We start from the raw sequence: 21,462 nt of genomic DNA on the forward strand, positions 1-21,462 counted from the left end.
TCCGACGCGGCACTGACGCATGCATGCTTCACTGACGCGTGCCGCTACCGCTCTTCACGGACACAAGACGTTGCAACTTCTTCCTGTCTGCCTGGCCGTCTGCATCGTGCTCGGCGGCGCATGGCTCGCGCTCGCGTGGCGCCGGCTCGGGGCCGCGCCCGCGCTGACCGGGGCGAGCCGAGCCGCGGGCATCGGCGGCGTATATACGGAGGTCGGCCGCTGCCGGATGTTTCATCGCGTACATCCCGGACCGGCCATGACGCAGCATCGGATGCCTGTCGTGCTGGTCCATGGCCTTGTGATATCTAGCCGTTATATGGAGCCGCTTGCGAGCGCGCTGGGCCGTCATTTCCGCGTGCTCGCGCCGGACCTGCCGGGTTTCGGCGAAAGCCGTCTGATCGACGGCAGCCGCTCGCGGACGTTGTCGCTTGCGCAACTCACCGACGCGTTGCGCGACTGGCTGCGAGCGCTCGGCGTCGAAAGGGCGGCGTTTGTCGGCAATTCGTTCGGCTGCCAGATCATCACCGATCTTGCGTGCCGCCATCCGGATGTCGTCGACCGGCTCGTCCTGCAAGGGCCGACCTCCGACCCCAGGGCGCGCACGCTCATGAAGCAGGTGTATCGCGATCTCGTCAACGGCAGGCGTGAGCAGATGCGCGCGCCCGCCGCGACGGGACGCATCGACTACGCGAAGGCGGGCCTGCGCCGCGCGTTCGCGACGATGCGTATCCTGATTTGCGACAGGATCGAAGAGCGGCTGCCGCATGTTGCCGCGCCGACGCTGGTCGTCGCCGGCACGCGTGACTCCGTGGTGCCGCTCGAATGGGCGGCCACCGTCGCGCGGCTCGTCCCGCGCGGAACGCTTGCTGTGATCGAGGGTGGCACGCACACGTTGAGCTATGTCTATCCGCACGCTTTTACGCTGGCGGTCGCGCCATTCCTGACGGCAGGCACGCACACTTTTGCAACCGAGGCCGCACGACCATGAACAAGCCGCCGCGCGGCATTGCCCGTTTCGACTCGGCGGCCGGCATGGCGCAGGCGCTGGCCGCGACGCTGCACGGCAAGCCGTTCGTGAGTCCGAGCCAGTCGCGTGTGCAGGACTGGCTGATGTCCCGCGCCAACAGGTTGTCGCCGCGCGCCCGCGAACGGTGCTACAGCATCGGCGGCATGATGGAAGGGATACGGCGGCGTCAGGTCCGCAAGCTGGATCTCGAACGCATCGCCGAATGGCTCGCGGGTCTGTATCCTCAACGGCAATACGATGCCGCCATCGTCGGGTCGTCGAATGGCGCGCTGGTTCATCTCGCGGCCGCGATGCGGATTCCGTGGCTGCCGCAGACGTTCCTGTGCCCCGTGCGCGCACCGTTCAGCGATCCCGACGACGCTCAGCGCGGTTTCAAGGAAGGCCGCGCGATCGCCGATGCGTTGCTCGCCGCCGATGAGCGCATCGCGGTCCATCATATGCAAGACCCGAATCAGGACAGGCTGATGCTGCATTCGATGCACTATTTCCGCCTCAAGCATCTCGCGCTGCCGCTTGCGTATCGCGAGTTTCTGCTGAGCAGCCTGCGCCCCGGCGGGACTTTGTACGTGAACGCGTGCACGCTCGCATGGCCCGTCACGCGCACGAGCTCGCGCTCCGTCTATCAGTTCGGCGCAACGGGCGGTGCGACCGAGGACGAGTACCTGCACGGCGGTCCATCCGTGAAAACGAGCCTCGCGCGCTACGGCAGCAAGCGCACGCACTGGACGCCGCCCGCACCCAACGACATCGCGCCCGAAGCCGAGTGGGGCTTCGACGAACGGCTGATGCGCGATATCGAATGGCTGGCCTCGCAGATGAAATGGCGTATCGTGGAGATCCGCTACGAAGAGCCCGAGAGCCTGAGCTTCGTGACGGCTGCCGTGTATCGCGACTGGTATCGCGATGCGGGCATCGTTCCGCGCAGGCTAGTCGTCGATTCGTTTTTGCTGATGGAGCCGCTCACCACCATGCGTCTTCACGCGCTGCCGTTCTGGCTGCTGTTTTGCGTCGAGTCTTCGGCGGACGCGTTGCAGCGTTATCTGCAGACGCAGCCGGCATTCGACGAGATCGACATGATGCTGTTCTCGCATGGCGTCGAGAGCATTGGCTTTGCGCCGATCGCTCGCTGGCGCGCGCTGCTCGATACGGCGAAGAGCGAGGGCCGCTTCGCAGGCGTCGATACGGCGCACTATCCGCGCGACTTCGCGACGTTCGCGCGTTTCGGCCGCGCGCTTGCGCGCCTGGAACCTCAATTCCCGACACCGCCTGCATTGAAGTGCGCGCGCTTCGAAGCGCTTCTTCAACAGCATGGCTCGGCGCATCGCGTGCAGTGCGCCGAGCGCGCGTCCATCCAGGGCGCGACGGCATGAACGAGACGGTGCGGCTGATTCTGCTGTCGCTGCTTGCCGTCGTGCTCGCCGGTTACGCCATCGCCGTCGCGCTGCTGTTCTGGCTTCAGGGCCGACTGGTCTATCCGCTCGAACAGATCCGGGGCGTGACGCGCAACGCGGCCGCCGATCACATTGAGCCTGTGACGGTGCGCACGGCAGACGGCCTCGTGCTGCCGGGCCGTTATGCGCCCGCGAGCCGAAGCGATGCATTCACCGTCGTGCTGTTTCATGGAAACGGAGAAGACCTGTCGCAACGCGCGCAAATCGCACATGACCTGATCGAGGCGGGGCACGGCGTGTATCTTGCCGAATATCGCGGCTATGGAGGCGCGCCGGGACATCCATCCGAAGCAGGCCTGTTTGCGGATGGCCGCGCGGCACTCGACTTCGTCGCGCAGCGCACGACCAGGATCGCCGTGCATGGGTTTTCGCTCGGCACGGGTGTCGCGGTGCGAATGGCGTCGGAGTACGAAGCGCTTACTGCGCTGATTCTCGAAGCGCCGTTCACCTGCATCGCCGACGTGGCGAGAGCGCGCTTTCCGTTGTTCGCATTCCGCTGCATGGTGCGGGACCGCTATGACAACCTCGCCAGCATCGGCCGCGTGCGCGCGCCCGTGCTGATATGCGGCGGCCGCGCCGATGCCGTCATTCCGCCCGTGCAGTTCGCGCGGCTCTACTCGGCTGTCCGCGCGCCGCGCCGGCTCGAACTGATCGACGGCGCGGGCCATGTCGATGTATGGGAACAGGGCGCGCGCGAGCACGTATTGCGCTTTCTCGACGATCTCCGACGCGTGAGCGCCGCCGTCGAAACGGATCGGCACCGCGTGCGGACTGCGCCACACGATGCGTAAGGGCCGCGCATAACAGACGCGCGTCACGCGAGGTGCTGGCGGCGATGCGAGCCGTTCGATCGACAACGTTTATGTGTTCGCATCGCCGCTTCTTGTGCTTGCCGTTACGTTATCGCCGCACGACGCCCATCAGCAGCGTCACGATGAAGATCACGAGGAAAATGAAGAACAGGATCTTCGCGATGCTGGCCGCGCCCGCAGCGATCCCGCCGAATCCGAAGACGGCGGCAATGATCGCGATGATGAAGAAAACCAGAGCGTAGTAAAGCATGGTATGGATCTCCTTTTATGGGGCCGCCGCGCCGGGGTTAGCGCGTGCGCTTCACAGGGACCGAGCAACCGTCGTGCCGTCGTTTCGTGAAGCCGGAAAGCGGGTGTCCGTGCGTTGGCCGAGTGGCATCACGCGGCCGCAATGCAAGCGCTGGCCCTGGAACGAGCTTGCCGAAGGCGATGCCCGCCTTCGTCGGCACGCTGAACGATGTGCAGATCGCCAATGTGCTGACCTATCTGCGCAGCGCATGGGGCAACAACGCGCGGCCGATCACCGCCAACGGCTTTTGCGCATTGCGCGAAATTCCGCACAATTGAATTGGCCCCGGGGAACGGCATGCAGATTGCTGCAGCCCCGGCAACGAAACGTTGTCGGCAGCAAATGCGATGAATGTGCCAAGGCAGGTCGTATCGTCTCCCGGTTCGCGCGGACTCAGGCTCGCCGCGGCCGAGTCGTGCACGGCCGGCCTGATTGCGTCTCTGCTCGCTGAAGTGCCCGGTAGCGGAACGTGCCTCGATGCGGGCTTCGTCGCATACTCGCCCGAAGGAAAGGCCGGCTTTCCGGGCGTGCGCGAGGCTACGATGCAGCAGTACGGCTTGACGAGCGGTCAGGCCGCTCGGGAGATGGCCCAAGCTGCGTTGCGGCATGAGGGTGGCAGTGTCGACGTCTCAGTCGCGAAAACGGGCGTCGCCGATGGCGCGTCATCCGGCGGACTGCCCCGCAGGCACGCAATGCTTTGCATGGTCGTGCCGGCTGCGCGGCGGCATCGCGACATTCGCCGAGACGAACCAGTTTGGGCAACGGGAACGAGGTCGGGCGACGCGCCGCGCAGTACGCGCTCTCGCGGATCGAGCATGACTTCAACACGCTCGGCTCACGGGCGTTGGCGCTTTGCATCGTCAGTCTAGCGGTGTAGCCTGCACCGTCACAACATCGGAGAACAAGGGGACAGCATCATGGAAATGACCTATGCGTCGTGCACCGTCGGCGTCACGGCCGGCATCGCGGACGGCAACCTGGTGGCAAGCGTGCGGATCTATCGGCCATCGAATGAAGACGCCGCAATGGAGACCTACGAGTTCGAAGTGCCGGGGAACTTTCTCGACGAGAAAGAGGCGATCGTTTTCGGCACCGAATGGGCGAAGGAATGGATCGACGAGCATTGCGTCTAGTGGCGCACGAGAGGCCTTTGCGATCGGGACGTGCGCAACCCAGCGGGGCCGCCGACACTCGTAAGCGCTATGCCGGTTTGTGAGGAAGTGGTGTGCGAGTAGTTCGTCTGACGCTCTGCCGGATTGGCTTTGCGTTGGGCGACTTTGCGATCTGATCGAACCGTGCTTTGAGGCGCGCGGCATCGAATGGCGCTTCGACTTTCGTATCGTTGTCGAAGTAGACGAGCACGTCGCGAGAGCGTCGCTGCGTCGCTGGCTTTGGCGCGAAGCGCACCGCGTCGTGTGGTTCGCCGCCGTGCGCCCATGCATCGATGCGGGCCGCGAGCCGTTCGAGCGTGGCATCGGCATAGGCGCCGCTGTAGAGCGTTTCGCTGCCGTGCAGACGCAGATAGACGAAGTCGCTTGTCACGTCTTCGCCGTAGGGCCAGCCTGCCGTCGAGTCGGATATCACGAGTGCTGCCTTGTACTTCCGCAGCAGTGTCACGAATTCGGGCGTGCAAAAGCTCGGGTGACGAATTTCGATCGCGTGCCGAATGCGCCGGTTCACGTCGACGTTGAACCACGGATGGCTGACGCGTGCATCGTGTTGTCCGGCGCACTGCACTGCCGACGCGAAATCCACGGGCAGCAGCGCGAGCAGCGCTTCGAACGCTTCAGGGACGAACACGAAGTTCGGCGGAAATTGCCATAGAAACACAGCGAGCTTTTCGCGCAATGCGAGCACGCCGGACGCGAAGAAGTTCGCCATCGCCGGACGTGCCGTTTCGGCGCGAAAGCGCAGCATGTGAGTCAGGTAGCGCGGACCCTTCACGCTGAAAACGAAATCGCGTGGCGTTGCGTCGTACCACGACAGATAGCTCTCGACGGTTTGCAGCGAATAGTGCGAGCCGTTTATCTCGATCGTATCGACGGCGCGCGATGCGAATTCGAGCTCGCGTTTTTGCGCAAGCCCTTCCGGATAGAAGACGCCTCGCCAGCCCGAATAGCGCCAACCTGAGATACCGATCCTGGTCGTCATCGTGCTTCTCCTCGTGAAAGATCCGTGGCGCTCGGGCGCGAGATCCGCATCGAATGCATTCGTCAGATCCCGCGATTTACGCGCGTCATCTCGTGCGCTTCGCACGCGGCTTGCCGGTCATATCGTCGTGAGGGGTGTTGCCTTCCTGCGGGTCTTCGCTTTCGATATGCCGCTTCACCGATTGCGCGGCAGGCTGCCCTTCTTGCGCATTGCCCGCGCCCTCGGATTCGATCTGCCTGCGCGCCGTGTCCCAGTACTCGTTCGCGTGCTTCTTCGGATCGTTGTCCTGCTCCCAAAGATGGTACGCGCGTTCCCTGATGAGATCGTCTGTGCTTCGTGCACTGCTTTGCGTGGCCATTGCGTTCTCCTCGATCCATAAGCGCATGACAGCAAGCATGCGCAATGCCTGATGCGCAATGCTCATTCAGCGCTAAGTCTCGCGCGTCATCATGCCTCCATGGCACAGACGCAACGACGGAGGAACACACAATGATCAGGCACATTCTGGTAGCGGTCAGCGCGAGCACGAACGACGCCGTGCTGAAGACGGCGATCGACAAGACGCGCGACACGGGTGCGCGGCTCACGGCGGTGTATGTCGTCGATACGATGCCGTGGTGGGCGATGATGGGCGCCGAGCACGGCTGCATCGATACGCCGCAGATGGTCCACGAACTCGAGCGTGTCGTCGAGCGCCGTTGCAACGATACGTTCGATTGCGAAGCATGGGACATTCAGACACGCGCGATCACTGTTCCGCTGCGAGGCCACAGCGTGGGGCGCGAGATCGCAAATCTCGCCGTTCAGCTCGGCGCCGATCTGATCGTGGTCGGCGCGGGTCGCGGCTCGAAGTGGAAGTTCTGGGAAGAACGGATGAGCGATGTGATCGGACGTTGCACGCGGCGCACCGTGCTCATCGCGACAGACCCGCAGCCGTCGGGCCGCGAGCACGACTGCGCAACGGCGCGGGCCGACGCGCGACGCGCGGGCGCGGCTCATGCGAATGTGGTTTGACTCTCAGCAGGTGGTTCGACGGATCGGGCGTGCAGGCTGAGCGTGAATCAGTCTGAGCGTAAATCAGGCCGAGCGCAAATCAGGCGCAAGCGTGAATCACGCGCCGCCGATCAGCTTCAGCCCCGCCGGCAGCGATTCGCCGAACACGCGGCCGGTGTCGGCCTCATCGAGCGCGACGGTCTCGCGGACCATCCGGACCCACGCGGGCGCCGCGCCGAGCGCTTCGAGCCGCCGGATCACCGTCTCGCGCGCTTCGTCGGGCAGGTCGCGCGAGCGGTCGCCTGTCATTCGCGACAATTGCACGGCGGCGAACGCGGCGGGCTCGACCTTCTTCCAGTCGAGCGCGAGCACGGCATCGAGCCATGGCAGCGCGACCTCGGGCGGCACTACGCCATGCGCGCTGCCATAGAACGGCAGACGTGCGCCGATGCGCCCGATCGCCCACCACGTCTGGTGGTTCTCCGTAGGCTTGCGCAGCCGTTCGAGCAACTGCTGCGCGAGCGCGATCTTGCGGTCGACGGAAATGCGTTCGAGCGACGCCTGCACGCGAATCATGTCCGCATAGCCGACCTTCGCGGGATCGAACGGCAGCTTCTGCTTCTTGATGCTCGCGGCTTGCAGGAAGTCCATCGCGTCGAGCAGCTGCAATTGCGCGTCTTCGTTCAGCCCGCCCGCCGCGCGTCGCCACAGCGTCCACCATTCGGACCAGACCTGACTTTCGTGGATGTACTGAATGCCGTCGTCGAAGATCGACCAGAGCTGCTCGACGCGCCATTCGTCGAGCGGATAGCCGAAGCCCGGGCGCACGCAGTAGCCCATGAGGTTGAGCCACAGCCGCTCGTGAGCGGCCGAGCGCCGTCTGCGCTTCGCACGTTCCCATAACGCGCCGAATAGTTCGCGCAGCAGCGCGACGTCCCAGTTGTCGCGCGGCCCAAGCGTCTGCTCCAGTTGCGCGCGCAGCCGCTTCACTTCGTTCGGGCCCACGTCCGACGAACGCGCGCCGAACGAACGCTCGACCAGCTCGATCGCGTGATCGAGCGACGGATGGCGCCCGGATTCGGTTGCCTCGTCCGTTTCAGCCGCCGCCTCGTCGCGCCGCAGTTCGAATTGCAGCAGCCAGCGTTGCGAAGGATCGTCGGTGGCGATGCAGGTCACTTCGAGCGTGCCGACTTCCGTCATCGACGTCGTCAGCCGGACGGGGCGCTCGTCGGCGTCCGTCACGTGCCGGCGCTGCACGACGGTCGCGATGGGCGGCAGGCGCACGAAGTCGCCTTGCGACAGATCGGCGAGTTCGCCTGGCGCGAAGCGCGTGTCGGCGACCGTCGACATCAGGTGAAAACGCACGGGCTGCCCCAGGCGCAGCGCGAATACGCGCTCGTCGAGATGCACCTCGTGCGCTTCTTCCGTGCCGCGCGGCAACAGGCAGATGCCCTGATCGCCTTCGAGCACGAGGAAATAGCTGCGCGCCGAGCCGCCGCCGATACGCGGCGCGTTGCCCGCGCGCGCAAGGCCATACGCGACGGCGCCGCGTGCCACCGCGACATCGGGATGATCGTTGCGCAGCACGTGTAACGGCTCGCCGCGCCACGCGCCGAGCGTTTGCGCGAGCCGCTCCGTCAGCGGCTGCGCGCGGAACACGCCGCCGTTGAGCAGCAGCGTGTCGGGCACGGGCAGCGTGTCGGCGTTGTCGCTGCGCTCGGAGCGTTGGTCGCTTTCGCCACTTTCGCCGGAAACGCCCAGCGCCTCGCGCGATTGCGCGGCGAGCCGCTTCAGAAACGCCGCGACGTGACGCGTAACGGCCGCGTCGCTCGCATACGGCAGGCCGAACTCGACGATCGCCGCGCGCGAGCGGCGCGGCATCTCGTCGGCGGCGACCTGCGGAAAGAATCCGTCGACGACGACCTTTTCGATTTCCTCGCGCGTCACGTGTGCGGTGCGCGCGCCGCCGATCACGCGCGAGCCTGCACCGAGCAGCGTGATCGCAACAGACTCGGGTGCGTTCGCATCGAGCAACTGTTCCTTCGCGACACGGCAGCGTTCGACGAGCTGCGACAGACTTGCCGCCGACAGCCGCGTCTGGCCGTCCTGGGTGTGCGAAAGCCGCGTCTCGACGAGCCGTGCGAGCGCGAGGTCCATGTTGTCGCCGCCGAGCATCAGATGGTTGCCGACGCCGATGCGCGTCAGTTGCGGCTCGCCGTTTGCGTCGATCTGCACCTTGATCAGCGTGAGATCGGTGGTGCCGCCGCCGACGTCGCAGATCAGCACAAGCCGCGTGTCGGCCAGCTCGTAGCCGAGCCTCGCGCGATGATGGAACAGCCAGTCGTAGAAAGCGGCTTGCGGTTCTTCGAGCAGCCGAAGCGCGGGCAGCTTCGCGAGACGCGCCGCTTCGAGCGTCAACGCGCGCGCGCCTTCGTCGAATGACGCGGGCACGGTGAGAATCACGTTCTGCTGTTCGAGCGGCGCATCGGTAAAGCGCGCGTTCCACGCGGCCCGCAAGTGCGCGAGATAGCTCGCGCTCGCGGCGACGGGCGAGACCTTCGCGACGTCGTCGGGCGCGCCCCAAGGCAGGATCGGCGCGAGCCGGTCCACCGATGCATGCGACAGCCAGCTTTTCGCGCTCGTCACGAGACGCCCGGGCACCTGCGCGCCGAGCGTGCGCGCAAGCCGCCCGATGATGGGTGCCGGCTCATCCCGCGATCCATCGCGTGCTTCATCCGTTGCGCGCGACCACGGCAGTTGCAGATCGCCGGGATTCAGCTCGCCTGCCGCCGGGTGATAGCGCACGGACGGCAACAGCGGCTGCGCGCCCACTTCGCCGGGGCCGACCAGTTGCTCGACCTCGAACACGCGGATATCGTCGGAGCCCGGCTCGACATATGCGACGACGGTATTGCTCGTGCCGAGATCGATGCCGACCGTGTAGCGCCTGCCGGCTTCGGGCTTTCGCTGCTGCGGCTGCTTTCGCTTCATCGATGCGTAGATGGTCAACCCTGTGCTCAGCCCTGCGCGCCGCCGCGCACGTCGAACTCGACTTTCCAGCGCTCTTCGGTGCCGCGCGGGATCGCTTCGAGTTCGAGCGTACCCGTTTCCGTCACGCGCGCGTGCAGCTTGACGGGCACGACTTCGCCGACCGTGCGGCCTTCGGCGGGCAGCGACGCCTCGATCTCTTCGAGTTCCTGCAATTCGTCGGGCGACCAGTAGTCGAGCATCGTGCCGACGTGATCGAGACGCCGCACCGACGAGCCGAAGAAGCGAAAGCGCACCGGCTCGCCGACCACGAGACCGAACTCCTGTTCCGGCAGCGGCGCATCGGTGCCTTCTTCCATGCCGAAGGGCGCGACGCACAGCGCCGAGATGGGCGGCTCCATGCCGGGCACGGCGGGCATCGCCGATTCGATCGCGACGTAGTACGAGCGCGCCGTGCCGCCGCGAATGCGCACGCCACGGCCGCGCTTCACGTAGCCGTAGTAAGCGGCGCCGCGCGCCACGGCGAGATCGAGATCGGCGCCTTCGAGCAGACGCGCCGCCGCGCCGCCATCGGCCGCGAGCCAGCCGTTGAGCGTCGTCATGATGCGCTCGACGAGCAGCGGCGACTTGAACACGCCGCCGTTGAACAGCACGGCCGTCGGATGCAGGAACGTCGCATTCGGTTCGAGCGGCAGTTGCCCTCGTGCCTGCGACTCTTGCAGCTCTGCGAGCGCCGCGACCTGGCGGCCGAGGAACGCAGCGAGATGGCGCGTGACGCCCGCGTCCTGCGCATACGGCAGACCGAGCTGCGTGAGACCCGCGCGCGTGCGAGTGATGGGCCGCGCCGTCGCGTCGACTTGCGGGAAGAAGCCTTCGAGAATGGTCTGCGTGAGCTCGTCGCGCGTGAGTTCGGTGCGGATCGATCCGCCGATCAGCTTCGAGCCGCGGCTCGGCACGACGAGCGGAACGGCATCCGTCGACGGATCGGACAGCAGCGTTTCCTTCGCGCCCCGGCACGCGTAGGTGAGGGCGCGCAGTTGCCACGGATCGGCCTGCGTGCCCTGCGACGCGAGCTTGCGCGCGACCACGTGCGCAAGCGCGAGGTCCATGTTGTCGCCGCCGAGCAGAATGTGCTCGCCGACCGCGACGCGATGCAGTTCGAGATTGCCTTCGCGTTCGATCACGGCGATCAGCGAGAGATCGGTTGTGCCGCCGCCGACGTCGACGACGAGAATGATGTCGCCGATCCTGACCTGCTTGCGCCATGCGCCGTCGCTCTTCTGAATCCAGCTATAGAGCGCGGCCTGCGGCTCTTCGAGCAGCGTCATCTGGCCGTAGCCCGCGGCATTCGCGGCTTCCGCCGTCAGCTCGCGCGCGGCGGGATCGAACGACGCGGGAATCGTCACGGTGATTTCCTGGTCGTCGAACGGCGCGTCCGGGTGCGCATGGTTCCACGCTTCGCGCAAATGCGTCAGGTAGCGCACCGAGCTTTCGAGCGGCGACACGCGCGTCACTTCGGGCGGCGCGTCGCCCGGCAGAATGGCAGCGCGCCGGTCGACGCCCGGATGGCACAGCCAGCTCTTCGCACTCGACACGAGGCGGATCGGCGTGCCCGCGCCTCGGCTGCGCGCCATTTCGCCGACGACGAAATCGCGTTCGCCCGTCCACGGCAGAGCGAGATCGCCGGGCGTCAGTTCGCTCGCATGCGGCAGGTAGAGGAACGACGGCAGCAGATCGAGGTCTTCGATCGCGCCGGGCGCCGTGAGCTGCGCGACGGGCATCACGCGTTGCTCGGTCTTTTCGCCGTCGCTTGCGGCGAGATCGACATACGACAGCGCGCAGTGTGTCGTGCCCAGGTCGATGCCGATCGAATAGCGCGGATCGCTCATAGTTCCACCTCGGCGGGAGCGAGCACGGTGGCGTCATGGCTTTGCGTGAGCTTCGGCAGGCGCACTTCGGCGACGCGCCAGCCGCGATGGCTGATGCTGCCCGTGAACGGCGCCTTGCCGACCACGTTGCCCGTAAGGCGGATCGCCGTCGCGTCGAAACCGTCGTTGATCGTCACACGGCTGCCTTCCGCTTCGTCGCGCACAGGGCGGATCGTGAAATGCTCGCGCAGCGTCGCGCGGCAGCCGTCATGGACGAGGCGCGCGGCGGCGCCGATGTCGGCGTCCGAGTACTTCGCGATGTCCTCTTCGACGAAATCGATGAAGCGCGCGTCGCGTTGCAGGAGACCGAGCAACTGGAGCGCGGCGTCAGGCGTGGCTTCCTTGATCACAGGCGCCGGCGCGGGCGTCGCGACGGGGGCGGCCGCCGGAGCGGGCGCCGCGCCGCTGCGCAGACGCAGCACGCTCGCGGCGAATTCGCGGTCGCCGAGGATGCTGAAAAATGTGCCGAAGGCAAGCGATAGCCTGCTCATCAGCGAAACGTTCGGTTCGGTCATGAAAGATCGCTCCTGATTCTCTGGATACTGCCGCGGCGCGCGGTGCCGCGCGGCCGCATGGGGTTCGGGGCGGATGGCCGTGGCCGCCGGAAACGGGCGGCTGCCCGTTGCTAAATCCCGCGTCAAATCCGCGTCAAAAGCGGTATTTTGCCTTGTTATGAGCCAACGACGGCTCAGAGTCTGATTCCAGCACAAGAATGGCGGCCGGATTTTACGTCCTCAAGTAAGAATAGGCGGCATCGTCCTGTCATTTTTTGCGGCGAGGATAGCGGTTCGAGCGGGCGCATCGGGCGCACGATTGCCTACAATCTCCACCGGACGCCTTGCATGCGTCGATCCCGCGAAATCCCATGAGGCGGATGTTCGGGGCCGTTTCGTCGAGCGCGGCGCCGTCGCCTTCAACCGATTGTCTGGAGGAAAGCCATGAGCATTTTCAGCACGATCCTCAGCAAGATCTTCCCGTCTAGCCATCCCGCCGTGCAGGCCGCCACGGAGGCGCCTGAAGACGCGCCCGCCGCCGAGCCCGCCTCGGCACCCGCCGCGGCGCCTGCTGCCGCACCGGCCGAGCCCGTCGATGTCGAAGCCGTTCTCACCGCGCTCGCGGACCAGAATCCGGAAAAGCTGAACTGGCGCACGTCGATCGTCGATCTGATGAAGCTGCTCGGGCTGGACAGCAGTCTCGCGGCGCGCAAGCAGCTTGCGGAAGAACTCAACTACAGCGGCGATACCAACGACTCGGCCGCGATGAACATCTGGCTGCACAAGCAGGTGATGACGAAGCTCGCCGAAAACGGCGGCAAGGTGCCCGACGATCTGAAGAACGGATAGAACCGGTCGGCCGCGTCCGGCCGGCGCGACGCGGTCCGGCCGCGCGCGGAGACTCGCAGCGCGCGTGGGTATGGCACTTGCGAGCGCCCGATGATCATGAAGCTCGCGACGTTCAACATCAACGGCATTCGTTCCCGGCTTCCCGCATTGCTCGAATGGCTAAAGCGGGAAGCGCCCGACATCGTGTGTCTTCAGGAGCTGAAGGCGCCCGATGCGGGCTTCCCCGAGGCCGAGATCAATGCGGCTGGTTATGGCGCGATCTGGCATGGGCAGGTGTCGTGGAACGGCGTCGCGATTCTCGCGAAGGACAGCGAGCCCATCGAGACGCGCCGCGGCCTGCCCGGCGATCCCGACGATACGCATAGCCGCTATATCGAAGCGGCCGTCGACGGTCTGCTGGTCGGCTGCCTGTATTTACCGAACGGCAATCCGCAGCCGGGGCCGAAGTTCGACTACAAGCTCGCGTGGTTCGAGCGGCTGATCACCTATGCGAAGAAGCTCGCCGACAGCAGGCATCCCGTCGTGCTGGCGGGCGACTACAACGTCGTGCCGACCGATTTCGATATCTACAATCCGCGCTCGTGGCTCAAGGATGCGCTGCTGCAACCGGAGAGCCGCGAGTGCTATGCGCGCCTGCTCGCACAGGGCTGGACGGATGCGTTGCGCACGCGCTTTCCCGACGAACAGGTCTTTACGTTCTGGGATTACTTCAGACAGCACTGGGAAAAGAATTCGGGGCTGCGCATCGATCATCTGCTGCTCGGCAAACAGGTCGCCGCGAAACTGCGCGATGCGGGCGTCGACAGGTGGGTGAGAGGCGAGCCGCATGCGAGCGATCATGCGCCGGCGTGGGTCGAGCTCGATTTCGGCGGGCAGCAAGGCGCGCTCGGAGGGGCGTCATCGGAGAATGGAGGCGCTGATGTAGATGCAGAGGTTAGACGCAGCGCGGCGAAGGCGGCTGTGAAGAAAAGTGCAACGAAGCGAAGTGCAGCGAAGAAGAGTGCAGGGACGAAGAGTGCAGGGAAGGAAAGTGCAGGGAGGGAAAGTGCAGGGAGGGAAAGTGCAGGGAAGGAAAGTGCAATGAAGCAAAGTGCAATGAAGAAAACTGCATCGAAGAAAAGTGCAGTGAAAAAGTAGCCGTGCTCGCTTCGCGCACGGCGACACTACGTATGGAAATGCGGCAAGACATCGGCGGCCAGTTCCTCGATCACTTCGCGCACAGGGCGATCAGAAGTCAAATTCAGCGTCACGTGATGCGTGCCGTTCTCGCGCATGTCGTCTAGCAGTTCAATCAGCGCATCCCGTCCCGCGCGATTGCCGAGCGAGAGCGGCGTAGCGCGTTCATGCGGATCGCTGCTCAGATCGAGCCGCATCGCAACGCCGAACGCGCGAAAGCCGGGCGTCGGAAGACGTTCAACGGCCGCGCGCCACATGCTGTGTCTCGCACGCTGGGTTTCCGGCTCGCGGTGATACGTCATCCAGCCAATCGAATGCCTCGCGATCCAGTCCACGCTCTGTCCGCCCGAGCCCACGGCAAGCATCGGCACGGGTGAGGGCGGCTGCGGCAAGAGCATGAATTCGGGTGCACCTTCCGGACGACGATCCGCCACCACGCGCGGCGCTTCGCCGAGCGCCGCAGCAACCGTCTCCCAATGCACGCGATACAGTTCGCGCCGCTCTTCGCCATCGCGTCCGAACGCCGCGTATTCGGGCGGGCGGTCGCCCGAACCCAGGCCGAGAATGAAGCGGCCATTCGACAGCGTTTGCACGGAGCCCGCGCCCTTCGCGATATGCAGCGGATGGCGCAGCGTCAGCACGATCGCGCCGCTGGCGAGCGCGATTTGCGTCGTGTGCATCGCGAGCGCGCCAAGCAGCACCCACGGGTCGAGATGACCGACAGGGTCGGGATAGCCCGCGCTGTTCAACGGCACATCGCGCACCCAGAGCGCGCGGAAACCGAGTGCATCCGCAAGCGCCGCGAGTTCCACCTGCTCGCCGAAGTCCGCGACGATATCGCCCGCGCGCAGCAACGGCAGCGTCAGTCCGATCGACAGACAGCCTTCGGAAAACACCCGGCGTTCCGTGGTGGATGCAATTGAGTTCATGAACGTGCGTCAACTGCTGCCGCGACGCTTCCGATGGTTGAACGGAAGCCGATCCTAGCATCGGCGCGCGAATCGCATCGGGAGCGGGCACGACGACCCTGAGAACCGCATGGGCAATGCGCTGGCGTCGGCGTGTGGTTTTCCCATTGTTTGAAAAACGGGAACTGTGATTTCAATCTATGAGCATAGAAGTTTGATAGGACTCGCCTAAACTCATCCTCAACCGACGCCGCGCCAGAACATCCGGTCGCGACGCCTTCCTGATTCAACACTATCCGGAGTCACGTCATGAAAACCCGTCTTATCGCAGCTTTGCTCGTCGCTGTATCCGCAGCCGTTGCCGCACCGGCTTTCGCGTCGGGTTACGGTCCCGCACCGTTCTATCATCCGTCCGTCGGCGCGCCGGCTTCGCAACGCGGCGTCAGCGCTCAGACGATCGCAGCCGAACGCAGCCAGGCAGCGGATGCGAACAGCGCAGTCGGCGGCGTGGCCGACACATCGTCGGCATCGGGCAGCCGTCAACCGGCCGAAGCCGCTCGCGAAGCGAACGTGTTCAAGGGCCACTGATCGCCGTACGCGGCGCGTGCAGCGCGCCGCCTGGACGACCATGGCGATCATCGCGACCATTGCAGGAGGTCATGGCATGAGAGCGTTTTTCGAAGGACTGGTGTTGCTGGCGGCAGTGATCGTGTATTTCCTGCCTGCCATCGTCGCCGATGCACGCGAGCGCGACGACGCGTTCGCACTCACGGTCTTCAACGTACTGTTTGGCTGGACGGTGATTGGCTGGATCGCGGCGTTCGTGTGGGCGCGCCATCGCGTGAGCGAGAAGCGGCTCGCGAATGTCGCGACGAAAACGCGCCGCTCGATCGGGCGTGTGACGATCGCGAAGCTGGTCGCGCGTTCGCAACGTGCGCGTCTGGCGCGGCGTCAGTCAACGGCATCCGTGCTGTAATAAGTTTGGTGGACGAAGCCGCCGGTCTCTGAGGCCGGCGGTTTTGTTTTTGCGCGAAGGACGCAAGCGCTTTCGCGAACATCAATCACGCGGCTTTCGCGCACACAGTCAGTACGGGTTCCGATCCGAATCGGCTCACGACAATCAGCTCATCTCACAGAGCAGGTGTCCACCCGTTGAGCCCCACATCGTGCAGCGCCTCGCGTAGATTCTGCACGAATGCATCGGCGCGCTGGTGACGGCTCTGCTCGCGAGGATCGTAGCGGCGATTCAGCGCGAGCACATCGACGATGCCTCGCGTCGAGACGCTCGTGTCGAGATCGGAGACGTCGGTGACTTTGGCCCACGTGCAGCGTGTGATTTCGTTGCTGGGCACAGGCGATTGCCGCTCGTCGATATGCGCGGCGAACACGTGATGACAGGTGCGCGTGCCCGCGAATGCGAACAGATACTGCATGCCGATGGCGTGAAGGCGTGTCTCTTCGATCAGTTCGCGCATGGCGGCCGCTTCGAATGACTCACCCACTTCAGGCTTGCCGCCCGGCAGCGACCAGCGCGAATTCGCCTTGCCGACCAGCAGAATGCGTGTGCCCACCCTGCATACGACAGTCGCACGTTGCTTCACAGTGTCTCTTCCATGTAGGGACGCGATAGCACCGGATTGAGCAGGCCGTGTGCCGCGCGATGCGATGGCGCTCTCAGCCGCCATTCGTCCGTATTGTCCGCTGATGGTGCGTATCGCACGTGACACCTTTATGACAGCCAACACCGGAGTGACGCAACGCTGTCACATGCATCGGAGAACCTTGATTGCGACAACGCGCCGCCGCGCGCGATGCCATGTGAAGCGCGGCATCGCATCGTACTGGCGGCGTGCCTGCAACGGCCGGTCGAAGCGGCCGGCGAGCGTCGAGGTGAATCGATGAATCCACTGTCCACGCAGCACAATTTCCAGAGCCTGTCGTTGAAGGATCTGCTCGAAGCGCGCGACCTGTATCACTGGCATCTGTCGAACAAGGCCAATGTGGTCGGCACGGCCGTCGGCCTGTATCTGATCCGCACCGATGAACCGTGGCCGGACCAGCACGCCGACCCGAAGGGCCACGATTCGCGCAACGGCAAGGCGAAGGGCATACGCACATTCGACAACTCGGAGGTGCGGCCGTATTCATGGCCCGCCGTGATCGTTCTGGTGCGAGACTGGATCGATGCGACGGAGTTCGGTCATGGCAAGGTCGATCCCGATCATATGGTGCCGCGCACGCTTTACATGCCCGATGGCCGCGCGGTGCCCGTCTGCGTGGTCGCCGTCGAGCCGACCGAGCCCACGACGGGCGCACCGGCGGATGCACGCTGGCCGTCGACATACATCGGCGGCGGGTGCCCGTTGATTGCGGATGCACAGGGCGTCGAGCGCACGGCGAGCGTCGGTTGTCTCGTCACCGATGGACATACGGTCTACGCGCTCACCAACCGGCACGTCTGCGGCGAACCCGGCTCGGCGGTGAAGGCGCTGTTGCGCGGCGCGGTTTCGGAAGTGGGCATCGCATCGGACCGGCAACTGACGCGCGAGCCATTCACCGATGTTTTTCCCGGGTTCGCAGGCAATCGCAGCTTCATGACGCTCGATATCGGGCTCGTCGAAGTACACGACGCCAACGACTGGTCGAGCCAGCCGTTCGGCATCGAAGGCACGATCGGGAACATCGTCGACCTGAACGAGCTGAGTCTCAACCTGCAATTGATCGATCAGCTGGTGACGGCGTTCGGCAGCGCATCGGGCGCGCTCGACGGCACGATCAAGGCGCTTTTCTATCGTCACAAGTCGCTCGCGGGCTACGACTACGTATCGCAGTTTTTGATCGCGCCCGCCAACGGCAGCCGGCAAACGCAACCCGGCGATTCGGGCACGTTGTGGTATCTGGTGTCGCCGGAAAATGCGGAAGATGAAAAGGGAACGCGTAACGGCTCCGCGCGCAATGGCAAGAAGCGCAACGCCGTGAAGAGCGCGCGCCGTCTTCATCCGCTCGCGATCGAATGGGGCGGCCAGGCGCTCGCGAGCGACGGCGAACGGCGGCTGAACTATGCGCTCGCGACGGGCTTGAGCACCGCGTGTCAGTTGCTCGACGTCGATCTCGTGCGCGCGCATAACGTCGGCGCGAATCCGTTCTGGGGACAAACGGGCCACTACAGCATCGCGACGGCGGCAATCGAGTCAGTGAAGCGGGGACCGCTTCACGATTTCCTCGATGCGAACGTGGAGCGCATCAGCTTCCGGCCGAATGAACTGACGCCGGAGCAGATACGCGAGAAGCTGGCGCGCGGCGACTTCGTCGAACTCGCGGACGTGCCCGATCTCGTCTGGAAGAAGACGCCCGACCGCGTACCAGGCGGGCGCGACTATGCGCAGAACGCGGGCCCCGAGCATCCGAATCATTACGCGGACATCGATCAGCCCAACGCCGACGGCAAGACGCTGCGCGATGTGACGCTCGATAACATCGCCAACATGAGCGTGGCCGTATGGTCGAAGTGGTATGCGGACGAAGGCGAAAAGGACGCGCGCGATGAAGGTCTGTTGCCGTTTCGCGTGTGGCAGATATTCGACGAGATGGTCGCGCAACTGAAGGCGCGCAACGACACGAAGTTCCTGTGCGCGGCGGGCGTGCTCGCGCATTACGTCGGCGATGCGTGCCAGCCCTTGCATGGCTCGTATCACTCGGACGGCTACAAGGATGCCCCTGGCGCAACCGCGAAGAAATGGCCCGGCAAGGGCGTGCATTCGACCTACGAGGACAAGATGGTCGACCGTCATTCGAGCGACCTGCTGCCGCAGATCGGGCCGCAGGCGAAAGCGTTCGAAGGCAGGATTCCCGCGATCAAAACCGGCCGCGATGCCGCGTTCGCGACCGTGACGTTGATGAGCGAGGCGGCGCGGATTCTTCCGCCCAGCACGCTGATCGACGAGTACATTCGTCTGGGCGGCGGAAGTTCGGCCCGTGTCGTAGATGGTCTATGGGCGGCCTTCGGCGAAGACACGGCGAAACTGATGGGCGCGGGCGCACGCTTTCTCGCTGCGATGTGGGAAGCCGCGTACGCCGTCGCCGATACGTCGCTGCCGGCGGGCGCGCGTGAAATCGACGAGCAGGCGCTCGCGCACGTGTATCAGGACAAGACGTTCGTGCCGTCGCTGACTCTCGACAAGATCGGATCGGTGATCGGTTGAGCGCTTTCGTGTTTCGTCGCCGGGCTACATCGCCGCGAGCTTGCTGCTCTGTTTGAGCAGGCCGTCGAATATCGCCGAGGCGAGGTCTTCGGGGAAAGCGGCGGGCAGTTGTGCGGCCACGGTGTCGATGACGTGTTGCGTGTCATTCGTCACCGACGTGATCAGCGCATCGACGGCATCGGGTGGCAAGCCGACCTGCTGCCCTTGCGCGATCCAGTGCCGCCGCACGATCTGCGCGATCAGATAGTGATTGCTCGTGCCGCGCACGGCCATCGCCATTTTCGCTTTCTGCATCGGGATGCGGTTCGCGCCGCGCCCGATGATGGGATGCGCTGACAGCACGTCGTAGAGCGGCGTCGCGCGATAACAGTTGCCCGGCAGATGCGCGATGCTGAAATTCTTCGCGTGACCGTCGGTGGCCGCGAGCAGCCAGAAGATCAACTGCGTCCTGAAGAAACGCGTGGTGTCCGTGGCGGCGTCGACCGATCCCGCGAGTATCTCCATCACAGTGTCGATGCCGGGGCCGCCGTCCGCCTGATACTTCACGATGGGCGGCGTGCCCGTCGCCTGGCACATGTCTTCCTGCGGCAGGCGGACGATCCACGTGCCGTCGCTCGACAGCCGGCGATCGAAGCGCTCGACGACAAGTGCTTTCTGATCGCCGAAATGCGCGATCTCGCATGCGGCGACGGGCAGGCCGTACGCTTCGACGATCTTGGAGCAAAGCCATTCGTTTTCGACCGACGTGCGCATGTCGGCGCGCATGTTGCCAACGAGTCCCAACGGGAGCTTGAGAATGTGTGTGGTAGGCGTGCTGCCCGAGGGCAACACCCAGCGGCCTTTGTGCCGCAGCAACGCCGTCTTTTCCTGCGCGCCGGCGATGGACAGCCGCAAGTCGCCGGCGTGATCGCGCTGGCCGAGCGGCGCGGCCGATGTCGTGTCGCGCAGCAGGCGGCCGATGTCGTCGTCGGTGAGCGCGTCGCCGTTGATGCGGTAGAGGTCGGCGGGTGCTTCGCCTGGCGGCAGCATCTGGAGCGCGCCGACGCAGTCGCGCCCGAGCGCCGCGAGCAGGTCGAACGGTGCCGTGCCGCCTGTGCGGTAGCGCTGCGCCATTCGTCGCCGGATCGGCTCGCTGTCGGGCAACAGGTTGTCGAAGAACGCCGATACGACGGCGCCGCGATACGGCTGATTGCCCGGCGTGAACGGCAACGAAAGCGACAGCGGACGGCCCTGTTCATCGTCGATCCAGTCGTCGAAGTAGACGAGCCGCTCACCGCCGCTGGCTTTTTCCCAGTAGCCGACGGCAAGGCCGTTCATCCACAGGTCGAGTCGTTGTGTCTGTGAAGGGCGCCGCATGTTTACCAGTTTTCGCGCTTTTTCGGTGGTGTTGCCGCACGCTTCGCCTTGACGGGGGCGGGCGCTTTTCGGCCGGACGCAGTCTTGCGCGCAGCCATGCGGGCGCCGGGCGCCGCCGCGCCCGGTTGCACCCGCTTGCCCGTCTTGCGGGCGGGGGCCGCGCGTTTCGTCCCGGCTTTGCGGGGCGTTGCCGGGCGAGTCTTTGATACGTTCCCGTTAGTGGCGGCTGCGCGGTGCGACGGCGCCATCTTCGCAACGGGCGCAGTGCTAGCCGGCGACGGCGCATCCTGACTGAGCGTGATGCCGGCGTTCAACAGCCGCAAAACCTTGAACAGCCGCTCGACTCCGGCCGCCGCCGGATTCGCCTCGAACTGCGCATAGCTTTGCTGCGTGATGCCGAGCCGCTCGGCGAGCATGGCCTGCGTAAGTCCCGCGGCCTTGCGAAAGCCGCGCAGAACGGGCCGCAGCTGGCTAAGCGTCTTGACGGAATAATCCACGGCGGGCCTCGAATGAGACGGTTGAAGGCGGGCAGGCCAGCGTGCGCATGCGTCGCTGCCTGTCGGTCAGGATACAGGTCAAGGACTGTATTGGCAATATACAGGCTTTAGACTGTAAAGCGAAAATACAGGCTTGAGACTGTGTCGATGCGCACGTGTCCGCGCACGAACGTCCCGCGTGCCGCGCCGCACGAAAAGCGCATGCCATATCGGGAAAGGACCAGGGAATCCACTGACACGGATCGCGTGCCGATCGGAGACACCCGGGAACGCCAAGTGCTGACGACGCTTGTCCGTCCGCTCGATCCGTCGACAGCGACGTCAACGGCACCCCCAACGGC

21 protein-coding genes and 1 pseudogene are annotated in these 21,462 nt (G+C 65.1%); 12 read left to right on the plus strand and 10 right to left on the minus strand.

Annotated features, from left to right (window positions below; all coding sequences use genetic code 11):
• The first annotated feature begins 70 nt into the window (after positions 1-70).
• From BN2476_RS37410 to BN2476_RS37420, 3 genes are read left to right on the plus strand one after another with little or no spacing between them, the layout of a single operon-like run.
• The gene (locus BN2476_RS37410; RefSeq protein WP_235851134.1) at positions 71-988 is read left to right on the plus strand and encodes an alpha/beta fold hydrolase; all 918 of its coding nucleotides are present in this window, start codon (positions 71-73) and stop codon (positions 986-988) included.
• Positions 985-2,397 (plus strand): hypothetical protein, encoded by a 1,413-nt coding sequence (locus BN2476_RS37415; RefSeq protein ID WP_087739236.1) that lies wholly within the window; start codon positions 985-987, stop codon positions 2,395-2,397. Before BN2476_RS37410 ends, BN2476_RS37415 begins: the two co-directional genes overlap by 4 nt.
• A complete protein-coding gene (locus BN2476_RS37420) occupies positions 2,394-3,269 on the plus strand; it encodes an alpha/beta hydrolase (RefSeq protein WP_087739252.1) in 876 nt (291 codons plus the stop codon). Before BN2476_RS37415 ends, BN2476_RS37420 begins: the two co-directional genes overlap by 4 nt.
• Positions 3,270-3,378: 109 nt before the next feature.
• Here BN2476_RS37420 and BN2476_RS37425 read toward each other — a convergent pair whose 3' ends face one another.
• Complete coding sequence (locus tag BN2476_RS37425; protein ID WP_087739237.1) at positions 3,379-3,540, minus strand: DUF1328 domain-containing protein; 162 nt, start codon at positions 3,538-3,540, stop codon at positions 3,379-3,381.
• 167 nt (positions 3,541-3,707) lie between these two features.
• On the opposite strand from BN2476_RS37425, the gene BN2476_RS37430 reads away from it, so the two are divergent.
• From BN2476_RS37430 to BN2476_RS37440, 3 genes are all read left to right on the plus strand, one after another.
• The gene (locus BN2476_RS37430; protein WP_175607942.1) at positions 3,708-3,857 is read left to right on the plus strand and encodes a c-type cytochrome; all 150 of its coding nucleotides are present in this window, start codon (positions 3,708-3,710) and stop codon (positions 3,855-3,857) included.
• A 69-nt stretch (positions 3,858-3,926) separates the two neighbouring features.
• Positions 3,927-4,448 carry a CinA family protein gene (locus BN2476_RS37435; RefSeq protein WP_328590439.1) on the plus strand — a complete coding sequence of 174 codons (522 nt, stop codon included), beginning with the start codon at positions 3,927-3,929 and terminating at the stop codon, positions 4,446-4,448.
• 48 nt (positions 4,449-4,496) lie between these two features.
• Positions 4,497-4,712 (plus strand): hypothetical protein, encoded by a 216-nt coding sequence (locus tag BN2476_RS37440; RefSeq protein ID WP_087739239.1) that lies wholly within the window; start codon positions 4,497-4,499, stop codon positions 4,710-4,712.
• A gap of 67 nt (positions 4,713-4,779) precedes the next feature.
• On the opposite strand, the gene BN2476_RS37445 is transcribed toward BN2476_RS37440, so the two are convergent.
• The gene (locus BN2476_RS37445; protein ID WP_087739240.1) at positions 4,780-5,730 is read right to left on the minus strand and encodes a DUF72 domain-containing protein; all 951 of its coding nucleotides are present in this window, start codon (positions 5,728-5,730) and stop codon (positions 4,780-4,782) included.
• Between the two features lie 85 nt (positions 5,731-5,815).
• Positions 5,816-6,088, minus strand: a complete 273-nt coding sequence (locus BN2476_RS37450; protein WP_087739253.1) for a DUF2934 domain-containing protein — start codon at positions 6,086-6,088, stop codon at positions 5,816-5,818.
• Positions 6,089-6,219: 131 nt separating this feature from the next.
• Between BN2476_RS37450 and BN2476_RS37455 the strand changes: the two genes are divergently transcribed.
• Positions 6,220-6,744, plus strand: a complete 525-nt coding sequence (locus BN2476_RS37455; protein WP_087739241.1) for a universal stress protein — start codon at positions 6,220-6,222, stop codon at positions 6,742-6,744.
• 96 nt (positions 6,745-6,840) lie between these two features.
• Here the strand turns inward: BN2476_RS37455 and BN2476_RS37460 are convergent, their stop codons facing one another.
• The 3 genes from BN2476_RS37460 to BN2476_RS37470 are packed head-to-tail and all read right to left on the minus strand — an operon-like array spanning position 6,841 to position 12,154.
• Entirely contained in the window at positions 6,841-9,714 is a 2,874-nt protein-coding gene (locus BN2476_RS37460; RefSeq protein ID WP_087739254.1) for an Hsp70 family protein, read from the minus strand.
• A gap of 26 nt (positions 9,715-9,740) precedes the next feature.
• Positions 9,741-11,600, minus strand: a complete 1,860-nt coding sequence (locus tag BN2476_RS37465) for an Hsp70 family protein (RefSeq protein ID WP_087739242.1) — start codon at positions 11,598-11,600, stop codon at positions 9,741-9,743.
• The gene (locus BN2476_RS37470) at positions 11,597-12,154 is read right to left on the minus strand and encodes a DUF2760 domain-containing protein (protein ID WP_087739243.1); all 558 of its coding nucleotides are present in this window, start codon (positions 12,152-12,154) and stop codon (positions 11,597-11,599) included. Before BN2476_RS37470 ends, BN2476_RS37465 begins: the two co-directional genes overlap by 4 nt.
• Before the next feature lie 423 nt (positions 12,155-12,577).
• Here BN2476_RS37470 and BN2476_RS37475 point away from each other — a divergent pair, with 423 nt between their 5' ends.
• Positions 12,578-12,982: a DUF3597 domain-containing protein gene (locus BN2476_RS37475; RefSeq protein WP_087739244.1), complete on the plus strand. Its 405-nt coding sequence runs from the start codon at positions 12,578-12,580 to the stop codon at positions 12,980-12,982.
• 96 nt (positions 12,983-13,078) lie between these two features.
• Positions 13,079-13,867, plus strand: a pseudogene (gene xth / locus BN2476_RS37480) (exodeoxyribonuclease III); the annotation flags it as partial.
• A gap of 278 nt (positions 13,868-14,145) precedes the next feature.
• Here the strand turns inward: xth and BN2476_RS37485 are convergent.
• Positions 14,146-15,087: an LLM class oxidoreductase gene (locus BN2476_RS37485; protein WP_087739245.1), complete on the minus strand. Its 942-nt coding sequence runs from the start codon at positions 15,085-15,087 to the stop codon at positions 14,146-14,148.
• 288 nt (positions 15,088-15,375) lie between these two features.
• Here BN2476_RS37485 and BN2476_RS37490 point away from each other — a divergent pair, with 288 nt between their 5' ends.
• Together BN2476_RS37490 and BN2476_RS37495 are read left to right on the plus strand one after the other, a co-directional pair.
• Positions 15,376-15,654, plus strand: a complete 279-nt coding sequence (locus tag BN2476_RS37490) for a hypothetical protein (protein WP_087739246.1) — start codon at positions 15,376-15,378, stop codon at positions 15,652-15,654.
• A 76-nt stretch (positions 15,655-15,730) separates the two neighbouring features.
• Positions 15,731-16,042, plus strand: a complete 312-nt coding sequence (locus BN2476_RS37495; protein WP_087739256.1) for a superinfection immunity protein — start codon at positions 15,731-15,733, stop codon at positions 16,040-16,042.
• A 154-nt stretch (positions 16,043-16,196) separates the two neighbouring features.
• Here BN2476_RS37495 and BN2476_RS37500 read toward each other — a convergent pair whose 3' ends face one another.
• Positions 16,197-16,667 (minus strand): NUDIX hydrolase, encoded by a 471-nt coding sequence (locus tag BN2476_RS37500; RefSeq protein WP_087739247.1) that lies wholly within the window; start codon positions 16,665-16,667, stop codon positions 16,197-16,199.
• Between the two features lie 297 nt (positions 16,668-16,964).
• Here BN2476_RS37500 and BN2476_RS37505 point away from each other — a divergent pair, with 297 nt between their 5' ends.
• Positions 16,965-19,268: a phospholipase C/P1 nuclease family protein gene (locus BN2476_RS37505; protein WP_087739257.1), complete on the plus strand. Its 2,304-nt coding sequence runs from the start codon at positions 16,965-16,967 to the stop codon at positions 19,266-19,268.
• 24 nt (positions 19,269-19,292) lie between these two features.
• Here BN2476_RS37505 and BN2476_RS37510 read toward each other — a convergent pair whose 3' ends face one another.
• Together BN2476_RS37510 and BN2476_RS37515 are read right to left on the minus strand one after the other, a co-directional pair.
• Positions 19,293-20,624, minus strand: a complete 1,332-nt coding sequence (locus BN2476_RS37510) for a type II toxin-antitoxin system HipA family toxin (RefSeq protein WP_087739248.1) — start codon at positions 20,622-20,624, stop codon at positions 19,293-19,295.
• Positions 20,625-20,626: 2 nt separating this feature from the next.
• Positions 20,627-21,121 carry a helix-turn-helix domain-containing protein gene (locus BN2476_RS37515; protein WP_087739249.1) on the minus strand — a complete coding sequence of 165 codons (495 nt, stop codon included), beginning with the start codon at positions 21,119-21,121 and terminating at the stop codon, positions 20,627-20,629.
• Positions 21,122-21,462 lie beyond the last annotated feature (341 nt).

It is taken from the genome of Paraburkholderia piptadeniae (assembly GCF_900007165.1).
Lineage (GTDB): Bacteria > Pseudomonadota > Gammaproteobacteria > Burkholderiales > Burkholderiaceae > Paraburkholderia > Paraburkholderia piptadeniae.

Excerpts from the sequence above, each read along its gene's own strand:
- BN2476_RS37425 (WP_087739237.1), bottom strand. The coding sequence starts at position 3,540 with ATGCTTTACTACGCTCTGGTTTTCTTCATCATCGCGATCATTGCCGCC.
- BN2476_RS37475 (WP_087739244.1), top strand. The coding sequence starts at position 12,578 with ATGAGCATTTTCAGCACGATCCTCAGCAAGATCTTCCCGTCTAGCCAT.
- BN2476_RS37510 (WP_087739248.1), bottom strand. The coding sequence starts at position 20,624 with ATGCGGCGCCCTTCACAGACACAACGACTCGACCTGTGGATGAACGGC.
- BN2476_RS37440 (WP_087739239.1), top strand. The coding sequence starts at position 4,497 with ATGGAAATGACCTATGCGTCGTGCACCGTCGGCGTCACGGCCGGCATC.
- BN2476_RS37415 (WP_087739236.1), top strand. The coding sequence starts at position 985 with ATGAACAAGCCGCCGCGCGGCATTGCCCGTTTCGACTCGGCGGCCGGC.
- BN2476_RS37495 (WP_087739256.1), top strand. The coding sequence starts at position 15,731 with ATGAGAGCGTTTTTCGAAGGACTGGTGTTGCTGGCGGCAGTGATCGTG.
- BN2476_RS37460 (WP_087739254.1), bottom strand. The coding sequence starts at position 9,714 with ATGAAGCGAAAGCAGCCGCAGCAGCGAAAGCCCGAAGCCGGCAGGCGC.
- BN2476_RS37435 (WP_328590439.1), top strand. The coding sequence starts at position 3,927 with ATGAATGTGCCAAGGCAGGTCGTATCGTCTCCCGGTTCGCGCGGACTC.
- BN2476_RS37450 (WP_087739253.1), bottom strand. The coding sequence starts at position 6,088 with ATGGCCACGCAAAGCAGTGCACGAAGCACAGACGATCTCATCAGGGAA.
- BN2476_RS37490 (WP_087739246.1), top strand. The coding sequence starts at position 15,376 with ATGAAAACCCGTCTTATCGCAGCTTTGCTCGTCGCTGTATCCGCAGCC.
- BN2476_RS37485 (WP_087739245.1), bottom strand. The coding sequence starts at position 15,087 with ATGAACTCAATTGCATCCACCACGGAACGCCGGGTGTTTTCCGAAGGC.
- BN2476_RS37445 (WP_087739240.1), bottom strand. The coding sequence starts at position 5,730 with ATGACGACCAGGATCGGTATCTCAGGTTGGCGCTATTCGGGCTGGCGA.
- BN2476_RS37420 (WP_087739252.1), top strand. The coding sequence starts at position 2,394 with ATGAACGAGACGGTGCGGCTGATTCTGCTGTCGCTGCTTGCCGTCGTG.
- BN2476_RS37455 (WP_087739241.1), top strand. The coding sequence starts at position 6,220 with ATGATCAGGCACATTCTGGTAGCGGTCAGCGCGAGCACGAACGACGCC.
- BN2476_RS37465 (WP_087739242.1), bottom strand. The coding sequence starts at position 11,600 with ATGAGCGATCCGCGCTATTCGATCGGCATCGACCTGGGCACGACACAC.
- BN2476_RS37470 (WP_087739243.1), bottom strand. The coding sequence starts at position 12,154 with ATGACCGAACCGAACGTTTCGCTGATGAGCAGGCTATCGCTTGCCTTC.
- BN2476_RS37505 (WP_087739257.1), top strand. The coding sequence starts at position 16,965 with ATGAATCCACTGTCCACGCAGCACAATTTCCAGAGCCTGTCGTTGAAG.